Genomic DNA, 10,571 nt, shown 5'->3' on the forward strand with positions numbered 1-10,571 from the left:
AATTTCTATTGTTATTTCAGGAATTTTTTCCTTCTTCTCCCCTTTCATCTCTTCAATGGCTTCTCTAATAAGCTGACAGTAGAGCTCAAATCCAACAGAAAACATATGTCCATGTTGTTTTGGTCCTAATATCTCACCTGCTCCTCTTATCTCCAAATCTCTCATAGCTAAATTAAATCCAGAACCAAGTTGAGAAAATTCCCTGAGTGCATGTAATCTTTTATAAGCTTCTGGAGTTAATAATCTCTTATCATTGTAATAAAAATATGCATATGCTTTTTTATCTCCCCTTCCAACTCTTCCCCTAAGTTGGTATAGTTGAGCAAGTCCCAATTGGTCTGCATCCTCAATAATCATAGTGTTAACTGTTGGAATATCTAATCCAGATTCAACAATTGTTGTACATACCAGTATGTCATAATCTTCATCAACAAAATCTATCATAACTTTTTCCAATTTTTCTTCTCTCATTTGACCATGAGCAATAGCTATCCGAGCTTTTGGTACTAAAGTTTTTATTTTCTCTGCTGCTCTTTCAATAGTCTTTACTCTATTATAAACATAAAATACTTGACCTCCCCTTCTCAACTCAAATTCAATAGCATCTTTTATTTGGTCATAATTCATTTCCCCTACAGCAGTTTCAACTGATAATCTATCCTGTGGTGGTGTATCAATTACACTCATATCTCTGATACCAATTAAAGACATGTATAATGTTCTTGGAATTGGAGTTGCTGATAATGTTAAGACATCTACCTTCTTTCTTAAAATTTTTAACTTTTCTTTATGCTCTACTCCAAATCTTTGTTCCTCATCAACTATTATTAAACCTAAATCTTTTATCTTTATATCTTTTTGTAATAATCTATGAGTCCCTACCACAATGTCGATGGTTCCTTCTTTCAGACCTTCTGTAACTTCTTTCTGTTCATATAAAGTTAAGAATCTACTTAACAGTCCAACTTTTATTGGGTAATTTTTAAATCTTGTAGAGAATGTGTGATAATGTTGTTGAGCCAAAATTGTAGTAGGAACTAACATAACAACCTGTTTCCCACCAAATACAGCTTTTAACGCTGCTCTTATAGCCACTTCTGTTTTTCCATATCCAACATCACCACAAACTAATCTATCCATTGGCTTTGGATTTTCCATAGCTTTTTTAACCTCATTTACAGTTTTAATCTGATCTGCTGTTTCCTCAAATGGAAACTGTTCCTCAACTTCTCTTTGCCATGGGGTGTCAGCTGGAAATGCAAAACCTTCCATTTGCTGTCTCTCTGCATAAAGTTGTAAAAGCTCTTTAGCAATTTCTTTTGTGGATTGTTTAACCTTTTTCTTAACCTTGGTCCACTTTGTTGATCCCAGCCTATATATTGGAGGATTTTCCTGACCAATATATTTGTGAATCTTGTCAATTTGAGAAGTTGGCACATATAATCTATCTACACCAGCATATTTTAAGAGAAAATAGTCTCTTATTACTCCATCTATTTCTTCTTTAACCATCCCTAAATATATTCCAATACCATGAACATTGTGAACTATATAGTTGCCTGGATTTAAGTCTGTAGGTCTTATTACAGGAACAGCTTCCTTTAACTTATAAATAGGTGTATGTCTTATTCTTTTCACAAATAAATTTGACTGACTGTATAATGAGATCCTTGATTGTTCATCAATGAACCCAATTGATGTGGGTGAGGTAATTATAGCGGGTACACCCGGGATAAATTCCGGTTTTATTTTCTGATAAAACCTGTGGGGAACCCCTTCCTCATCAAGTATATCCTTTAATTTATTAACCCTTGTGATAGACATTAGACAGATTACGCTCTGCACTAAATTTTTTGCATCAGTTCTTAAATTTCTTAAAAACTTATGCCTATCACCACTCGCTTCTCTTTGCTTTCTCACTTCATAAGAGAAGGAATCAGAAAAGGTTCTTATAGCATCTAATCTAATAATTGGATTTTTTATATCATATAAATATTTTTTCGGATCTATAAGTGTCTTTGAGATATAATTCTTTTTCTCATTATCATCTTCTAAATTAAGACTGTATAAAACTTGCTTTACTAATTGCTTCAACCTTAAATCAAATTCGGTTTGATCACAAAATAATAAAATCGACTTTGGTTTTATATAATCAAAAAAACTCTGTGTATTTTCATAATACTTTGCAATGTCTGATTCAATGCCTTCATAATACATTGGGTAATCAGAATCTATTGATTTCATAACCTGCTCATCCTGTTTCTCTCCTATTAATAGTTCCCTTGATGAATAAATATCTATTTTTTCTAATTCATATAAAGACCTCTGAGTGACTATACTAAATGCTCGAATGGATTCTACATTATCACCAAAAAATTCTATTCTAAAAGGATATTCACTCGTTACATCAAAAATATCTAAAATTCCTCCCCTCACGCTAAAATGCCCAGGAAAATATGTTTTATTCTCTCTCGTGTAATCCATATATGAGATATTTTTAAGAATATCTTCATATGAAATTTTACTGCCAACTTTTACAGTCAATGGTAAGTGAACACCTGCTCGAACTGGTGCTATTTTATCTAATACTGCATTAGCGGAGGTTATAACTATAATCTTTCTTGATTTCTGAAGTAAATTAAGAGTTTTTAGTCTCATCCCCGATGTAACTTTACTTGGGGAAAGTCTTTCATGGGGTAAATTTTCACGAGGAGGAAATAGATTAATATACTCATCATCAACATAACATTTTATATCCTCTGCAAGTTGTACTGCCTTATCCCAAGTTGGAGTCACAACTATAAATGGTTTTTTAAGATGAAGATATAGACAGCTTATAAGACACGACCAGAAATCTTCAACTACTTCTATACTTGAGATTTTTTCTATTTCTGAAGTTCTTATGTTTTCGATATTTTTATTAATATATTCTATTAACTTTCTCCATTTAGGAGTAGAAGTTATTTTTTCACAAATAAAATCAAGTTTCATTTTTGTATCTAAATTTGATAATTAAAAAATTCTTATCTTTTTTTATAAAATTTCTAAACTAAGTTTTTTGCTTTTTTTGCAAATTTCTCAAATTTGGAAGTTTTTGAAATGCCGAAAATACCAGGAAATAATTTAATAGGCCTATCTTTCCTGGTATATATATTTTTCTTAATTTTTATATTTAAAATATATAAATTCTTATCTTATGAAACACCTTCTGACAAAAATAGTTTTAATTATATTTACTCATAACATATTTTATATCAAATTCAATATAGTCTAGAATTGCCTTTGCTATATTCTCTTTGTTCTCCTTTATTAATTTGAATTCTTTTTCCATGAAATCCTCCAAAACATATTCAACAGGATCTATACCCTCAGGGGATCTTCCTATCCCAAATCTTAACCGACAAAAATTATTATCTTTTAGTTTTTCAATTATAGATGCAACTCCTTTATGTCCAGCAGGGCCACCACCTCTTTTAAATTTTATTCTCATAAAATCAAGATCCAAGTCATCGTGAATCACAAGAAGATTATCTAATGATACTGAATAATTGCTAACAATTTCTTTTATACATTTTCCACTTTCATTCATATAAGTAAGTGGTTTAACAATTAAAATTTCTTTATTCTTATAATTTGTTTCGGATATCTCTCCACTAAACTTTAATTTAATTTTGGGATTGCCTAATTTTTTCAGAATTTCCTCACATATCATAAACCCAACATTATGTCTATTTCCCCTATGCTGCACTCCGGGATTTCCCAATCCCACTATAATTTTCATATTTACTTTATCTTTATGATAGGTTCTTTTTTTACAAATTATATTTTTAAATCTTAAAATCATCCTATTTTAACTTTTAATTTCCCTTTGATTTGGTATTTACTTCTCTTTTTTCCTTACTTTTTCCTTTTCTTTTTCCTTTTCACCAATTACTTCCGGCTCCTTCTCCTCAGTTTCAATAAATTCCTCTTCCTCTTCTACTACTTCTTCCTCAACTTCCATCCTCGGAGCACTAACAGATAATATAACATCATTAGGATTTACAAGTATCTTTATTTCTCCTGAATATTTAATATCAGAAACTCTTAATACATCCCCTATTTTTAAATCTTCAATGTTTACTTCAAAATGTTCTGGAAGATCTTTTGGTAGACACTCAACATCAATGTGTCTTAAATGGTACCCTAAAGTCCCCTCATCCTCCTTTACACCAATAGGTTCTCCTGTAAAAATAATAGGGATTGAAGCATGTACTTTCTCTTTTAATGAAATAGAATGAAAATCTATATTAAGAACATCCCTTGTAATGTAGTGTTTATGTACATCTTTAATCATTACATTATAATTTTTCTTTTTTCTATCACCTTTTATCGAGAGTTCCATTACCTTTTCCCCACTTTCCTGTGCTTTAAAAATCTCTTTTAAGTGGGTAGCATCAATTTTTATAGGAATTGTTTCCATATCACTTCCATAAACAACACCTGGAATTTCACCTTCAGCTCTCAATCTCTTTGAAGGACCTGTTCCTAACTCTTTCCTTTTACTCACTTTTATCTTCATTAAAAACCAACCTCTCTAACAATTTTAATATAGGTTACATTCTACCTCTGAATATTTCACTTACAGATTCATTATAAAATACATTTTTTACAGCCTGTGATAAGATATCTACAATAGTTATAACTACCAGTTTATCCTTTAATAAATCATTTTTTATTGGCATTGTATCTGTTACAACTACTTCACTTATAGGTGTTTCTCTTAATCTCTTATAAGCAGGTTCTGAAAAAACGGGGTGAGTGCAGGCAGCAAACATCTCTTTGGCTCCCAATCTTTTCATAAATTCAGCGGATTCACAAACAGTTCCCGCTGTATCAATCAAATCATCAACTATAAAGACATTTTTATCTTTTACATCTCCTACAATATTTATGGTTTCAGATACATTTGGCTTTGGTCTTGATTTATACAATATTGCTAAATCAGCATTGCACCTATTTGCCACCTTTCTTGCAACTTCCACTCTACCCGAATCTGGAGCTACTATAACTAAATCTTTAATATTTTTTCCATTAATATAATCTATTATTTTAGGTATTGCAGTAAGATGGTCAACGGGAACATTAAAAAATCCCTGTATTTGACCAGCATGTAAATCCATAGTCATCATCCTATCTATTCCCGCAGTTGATAATAGATCTGCTATCAATTTTGCTGATATTGGTTCTCTGCCTCTTGCTTTTCTGTCCTGTCTTGAATATCCCATATAAGGTATAACAGCAGTTATTTTCTTAGCTGATGCTCTTTTTAATGCATCAATCATTATGAGCATCTCCATAATATTATAATTTACGGGATGACTACATGTTTGAATCAAAAATACATGAGCACCTCTTATACTCTCTAAATATCTAACATATATCTCACCATCAGAGAATCTTGTTAGCTCTACTTTACCCATCTTTATACCTAATTTATCAGCTATTCTTTTTCCTAATTCAGGAACTGATGAACCTGTAAATATCATCATCCGGTTTTTTTCAACTTCTTTCAAAATTAACTTCCCTCCTTACTTTTGGCATTTTTTCTTTAATTTACGTTTTTTTTCTAATTCTCTTCTTCTCTTTGCCCAACCCTCTTTTATTACCTGCTCTCCTCTTTCTAAAGCTAATGAGTCTGGGGGTACATCTTTAGTTAAAACTGATCCCGCTCCCGTAACTGCCCCTTTACCAATTTTTATTGGTGCAACTAACATTGAATCTGAACCTATATTAACATCATCCCCAATTATTGTTTTATGCTTTCTATATCCATCATAATTTACGGTGACAGTTCCCGCTCCAATATTTACTTTATTTCCAATCTTTGCATCACCAATATAACTTAAATGTGGAACTTTACTTCCCTTACCAACAATAGATTTTTTAATCTCGACAAAAGATCCTACTTTAGCATTTTCTGAAATCTCTGTACCAGGTCTTATATGTGAAAAGGGTCCAACTAATGTACCCTTTTTAATTTCTGAATCAAAAACTATGGAATAAGTGATTTTTGAATTATCTTCAACAATTGAATTAACCAGTTTTGTAGAAGGACCAATCTCACAATTCTTTCCAATAATAGTGCTTCCTTCCAAAAAAGTAAACGGATAAATTACAGTATCATTTTCAATATTGACTTGATTATGAATATAGGTTGAATTTGGATCCATGATAGTAACACCATTATCCATGCACTTCTTAAGTATTCTTTTATTCATCTCATAATTCGCATTTGCCAATTCCTCCCTATTATTAATACCTATTACTTCCTTCCAAACCTCAACATTTACCGCAGATATCTTTTCTCCCTTTGATGAAAATATTTTGACAACATCAGTAAGATAAAGTTCACGTTTAACATTTTCTGTATTTAATAATTCAAGAGCTTGAGACAACTTTTTCCAGTTAAAGCAGTAGGTTCCTGAATTTGCTTCCTTAATTTTTAACTGCTCCTCATTGGCATCTGACTCTTCAACTATTTCAATCACATTTCCTTCATCATTCCTTAATATTCTCCCATAACCTGATGAATTTTCTGGATAGAATGTTAGTATAGTAGAAGATGAATCAGATGTCATATGAAAATCCAGCAATTTTTTTAAAGTTGTACTTCTTATTAATGGAACATCTCCATAAAGAACCAGTACTGTTCCATCAAAATTTTTTAACTTATCTTTAACTTGAGAGACAGCATGTCCAGTTCCAAGTTGTTCTTTTTGCCAAATAAAATCCAAGTTTCTGTCAGAAATTGCCTTAGTTACTTCTTCACCATGATTTCCTATGACAACATAAATTTTATCTAATTTTAATTCTAGTAATGTATCTACAACATGGCAGATCATTGGCACTCCTGAAACTTGGTGCAGAACCTTTGCCTTTTCTGATTTCATCCTTGTGCCTTCACCAGCTGCTAAAACTATTGCTGCTATTTTCTTCATAATTTAATCACCACATTACTTAATTATCTTTATAATTTTGATTTTGTTTCTAATATTTACAATTAATTTGTTAATTCTAAGTCAAAATATTCTGTATTAAAATTTAGAGATAAACACTTAATTTTATGAGATTTTTATTAATAAGGCAAATACAATAGAAATGGCTCTTTTTATTAACTGATTTGTATTAATTTTATCTTTCTCTTCTTCTATATAAAACATCCTCAACTAAAACTAAATCAACTTTTTTGTCCACATCTATTCCAACTTCAACCCCACTATAAACTATAGCTTTACCCTTAGCTTTAATTATTTTACTTGCTTTTTCTTCTATTTCATCTATGGATAATCTTCCAAAAAGGTACTTTATAAGTGATGTTATACCTATAACTCTAACCTGTTTTAAAATTTTCTTTCTTCCCTCGAAAAGGTCAGTCATAAGATCAAGATTATCTAAAATTACTTTTGGATCAACAATAGCTATATTACCTCCTGTAAACTCTCCCTCACTTGTAGTGAAGAATGTTCTTTTTGTCTTAGGGTATTTGGAAAGTATTTCCTCTTTTCTTATAATAGGAAAATAAACATCAGCTTTAACTTTATCACAGATATCAATAAAATTATCGATTATTTCACCATTTATTAGAGGAATGTCCGAACACACAAAGAGTATTTTTCCTTGTGAATTGAGTTCAATTATTGAGTCTTTAATTCTATTAGCAAAAGATTGTTTTGAATATAATAAATAATCAATTTTATTTTTTAAATGAGGGAGTTTAACATCAGGATGACCTGAAATCATAATTTTATTAATATATTTAGAATCTTTTACTGCACTTACAACATAATCTATCATAGGTATTCCATTTATAGGATATGTGACCTTATCACTTAATATTTCATCATTATTTTTTATAAAGCTTTTACCAGCTAAAATAACTGCATCTACTATCAATTTTTATCTCCTCAAAATTAAAAACTATTTTCTTTTTAAAATAATATTTTATGAAAATGTTTCAACACCCTTTGAGCAGGTCTTGGAAACATATATCTCATCAACTTCCTTGGACAACTTTGAATACACTTTTAATGCTGCGTCAAAATCTTCACATAATGCTACTACTGTTGGACCACTTCCAGTCATTACAGCTGCTAAAGCACCACTTTCCATTGCTTTCTTTTTTAAAATGGATATAGTTTCATGGTCTTTCTCAACAATCTTTTCTAAACAATTTTCTATCATCGAAAATTTTTTTAGTAGTTCTTTTTCACTAAAGAATTTCATAAATTTATCAATATCATTTAAACAAGGGCTCCCAATTTTATCACATTTCTTATAAATATCCTTGGTTAATAAATTATAAGAAGGCTTCATTAAAACTATCCAGATATCTTTTAAAGATTCAAGCGGTAATATTTTCTCTCCTTTACCCTCAACTATAGCTGTTCCTCCAATTAAACAAAATGGAACATCTGAACCAATAGAAGACCCTATTTTTATTAATTCACTATCACTCAAATCTAAATTTAATAGTTTATTTATACCTATTAAAGTTGCAGCTGCATCAGCACTTCCCCCTCCAAGTCCCGAAGCTATAGGTATTCTTTTCTTTAAAATAATTAAAACCCCTAAAGAGTCTAACTTAAAAAATTTTGTTATTAATAATTCTGCAGATTTATACATCAAATTTCTTTCATCTACAGGTAAATTTAAATCATTACATACAATCTTAATTCCACTGCTTTTTTTAAAAAAGATTAAATCATCACTTAAATCTATGCTCTGCATAACAGAGGAAATATTGTGATAATTATCTTTTCTCTTTTCAAGAATATTAAGATAGAGATTTATTTTAGCATTTGCTTTTACTTTAATCATTTTTTAATTGCTTTCTCTTGATTTAAATTTTTACTGACATTCACCGTAAATTATAAAGTGTTTTTGAAAAAAAATTAATACATATCCAAATAAAAAATAAATTTATCCAATAGATACCAATTACTTATAAAGGATTTTAAAAGGAACTATGATTGGTATAGAAAAAATGTGAGGAATATTAAAAGAAATCTATAAAATATATTGAATAATGGTTTTATCTAATTTTGTAGATTATATATTGAGAATTAAATTTTCTTTATAGTATATGTTTATTTTATTTATTCAGAAAGCCATGGAAAATAGTCTTCATCTTCGTTAATTGAGCTTATCTTAACTATTCCAGTTAAGATATCAGCAAAATTAAATGATGCTCTACTAACTCTTTTTCCCTTCTCGTAAACTTTTACTACAAAAATATTTGTGTATAACTCTTCTATCTGCCCTTCTCTTTCTATTATTACCTTTCTACCCTTGTTTGCTCTGATTCTTACCTTTTTTCCAATTAGGTTTTCAAGTTTATCTTTTATTCTTTCCATGATTCTAAATCTTTCTTTTACTGTAATAGGCAAAAATAATCAACTCCAAACTTTTTATTTATATTATACAAAATTTCTGCATTTTTGTCTATTTCTTTATAATATATATACAATATTATAATATTTAATATATTTATACATTTTATATTAATTATTATAATTTATAATATTTTTTACACTATATTTTCTATAGAAAGCACACTTTAAGAAATCTATATTCAGATTTTAGTTTATGAACTACCCCTACCTGAAGGAAGGAGTCTTAGGCGACCAATTCAGAGATAAAAACTGCTAAATATTAAAAAAGTTAAATTTATTAATCTTTCTATATAGCTTTATAAAATCTTCTGAATTTAACTCCTCAGCTCTTACACTTTCGTTTCCTGTTACTTCACCAATAATTTTCTCCGTTTGAGCTCTGCTTAATTCCCAATCTTTATATCTCAGAATGGAATTTATCAATTTTTTTCTTCTATGCCTGAAAGATATATCAATGAATTTAAATAACTTATCCTTGTCTAAATCTTCATAACAGAACTTTTTTCTCTTAATTTCAATCACTTTTGAATCAACCTCTGGTGATGGTAGAAAAACATTTTTTGAAACTTTAAAATAACTTTTTATTTCAGAAATAAGTGACATTTTTACTGAGATAGCAGTATAATTTTTATCTTTAGGCTTAGCTGTTAATCTTTCACCAATTTCTGCTTGAACCAGAACAACATAATTCTTGATTTCCGGATATTCATTTAGCATGTTAAAAATTAGAGTCAGGGCTATATTATATGGAAGATTGGAAACCATTTTATTTATTGAATATCTTTTAATCAGGGGATTAAAATCATATTTTAATGCATCAGCTTGAATAATTATTAAATTATTTAATTCTTTAAAAACTTCTTTTAAAACAGAAATTAGTTTATTATCATATTCAACACATATCACCTTTTTAGCTTTTTTTAAAAGTGCTTCAGTTAATGTTCCAATTCCACCACCAATTTCAAGTATGTTATCATCATTTGAAATCTTTGCAACATCTATAATTTTTCTAAGCACATTACCATCAATCAAAAAATGTTGACCAAGCCTTTTCTTTGGTTTTATATCAAACTCTCTTAATATCTTCTTTGTAGTAGACAAATTAACAATCATAATTTTTGTTTTTCTATTCTTGGG

The 10,571-nt window shown here is 29.5% G+C and carries 9 protein-coding genes; all 9 read right to left on the reverse strand.

The genetic code is table 11. From position 1 onward, the window contains the following. On the reverse strand, positions 1-2,991 hold a 2,991-nt coding region (gene mfd / locus KKC53_05730), incomplete at its 3' end, for a transcription-repair coupling factor (protein ID MBU2598649.1). A 232-nt stretch (positions 2,992-3,223) separates the two neighbouring features. Beyond that, on the reverse strand, positions 3,224-3,781 hold the full coding sequence (gene pth / locus KKC53_05735) for an aminoacyl-tRNA hydrolase (GenBank protein ID MBU2598650.1): 558 nt from the start codon (positions 3,779-3,781) through the stop codon (positions 3,224-3,226). Between the two features lie 99 nt (positions 3,782-3,880). After that, positions 3,881-4,561: a 50S ribosomal protein L25 gene (locus KKC53_05740; GenBank protein MBU2598651.1), complete on the reverse strand. Its 681-nt coding sequence runs from the start codon at positions 4,559-4,561 to the stop codon at positions 3,881-3,883. 34 nt (positions 4,562-4,595) lie between these two features. Then, positions 4,596-5,531: a ribose-phosphate pyrophosphokinase gene (locus KKC53_05745; protein MBU2598652.1), complete on the reverse strand. Its 936-nt coding sequence runs from the start codon at positions 5,529-5,531 to the stop codon at positions 4,596-4,598. A 39-nt stretch (positions 5,532-5,570) separates the two neighbouring features. Further along, complete coding sequence (gene glmU, locus KKC53_05750; protein ID MBU2598653.1) at positions 5,571-6,980, reverse strand: bifunctional UDP-N-acetylglucosamine diphosphorylase/glucosamine-1-phosphate N-acetyltransferase GlmU; 1,410 nt, start codon at positions 6,978-6,980, stop codon at positions 5,571-5,573. Between the two features lie 193 nt (positions 6,981-7,173). After that, positions 7,174-7,935 carry an NTP transferase domain-containing protein gene (locus KKC53_05755; protein ID MBU2598654.1) on the reverse strand — a complete coding sequence of 254 codons (762 nt, stop codon included), beginning with the start codon at positions 7,933-7,935 and terminating at the stop codon, positions 7,174-7,176. Between the two features lie 48 nt (positions 7,936-7,983). After that, on the reverse strand, positions 7,984-8,859 hold the full coding sequence (locus tag KKC53_05760; GenBank protein ID MBU2598655.1) for a 4-(cytidine 5'-diphospho)-2-C-methyl-D-erythritol kinase: 876 nt from the start codon (positions 8,857-8,859) through the stop codon (positions 7,984-7,986). A 278-nt stretch (positions 8,860-9,137) separates the two neighbouring features. After that, positions 9,138-9,428, reverse strand: coding sequence for a Veg family protein (locus tag KKC53_05765; GenBank protein MBU2598656.1), 291 nt, complete (start codon positions 9,426-9,428; stop codon positions 9,138-9,140). 258 nt (positions 9,429-9,686) lie between these two features. Further along, positions 9,687-10,571 (reverse strand): 16S rRNA (adenine(1518)-N(6)/adenine(1519)-N(6))-dimethyltransferase RsmA (rsmA, locus tag KKC53_05770; GenBank protein MBU2598657.1); only part of this gene is annotated, 885 nt, incomplete at its 5' end.

It is taken from the genome of Actinomycetota bacterium, assembly GCA_018830725.1.
Taxonomy (GTDB): Bacteria; Actinomycetota; Humimicrobiia; order JAHJRV01; family JAHJRV01; genus JAHJRV01.

Bases quoted from the DNA above. Each gene is read 5' to 3' on its own strand.
- pth (MBU2598650.1), bottom strand. From the start codon at position 3,781: ATGAAAATTATAGTGGGATTGGGAAATCCCGGAGTGCAGCATAGGGGA.
- KKC53_05740 (MBU2598651.1), bottom strand. From the start codon at position 4,561: ATGAAGATAAAAGTGAGTAAAAGGAAAGAGTTAGGAACAGGTCCTTCA.
- KKC53_05745 (MBU2598652.1), bottom strand. From the start codon at position 5,531: ATGATGATATTTACAGGTTCATCAGTTCCTGAATTAGGAAAAAGAATA.
- glmU (MBU2598653.1), bottom strand. From the start codon at position 6,980: ATGAAGAAAATAGCAGCAATAGTTTTAGCAGCTGGTGAAGGCACAAGG.
- KKC53_05760 (MBU2598655.1), bottom strand. From the start codon at position 8,859: ATGATTAAAGTAAAAGCAAATGCTAAAATAAATCTCTATCTTAATATT.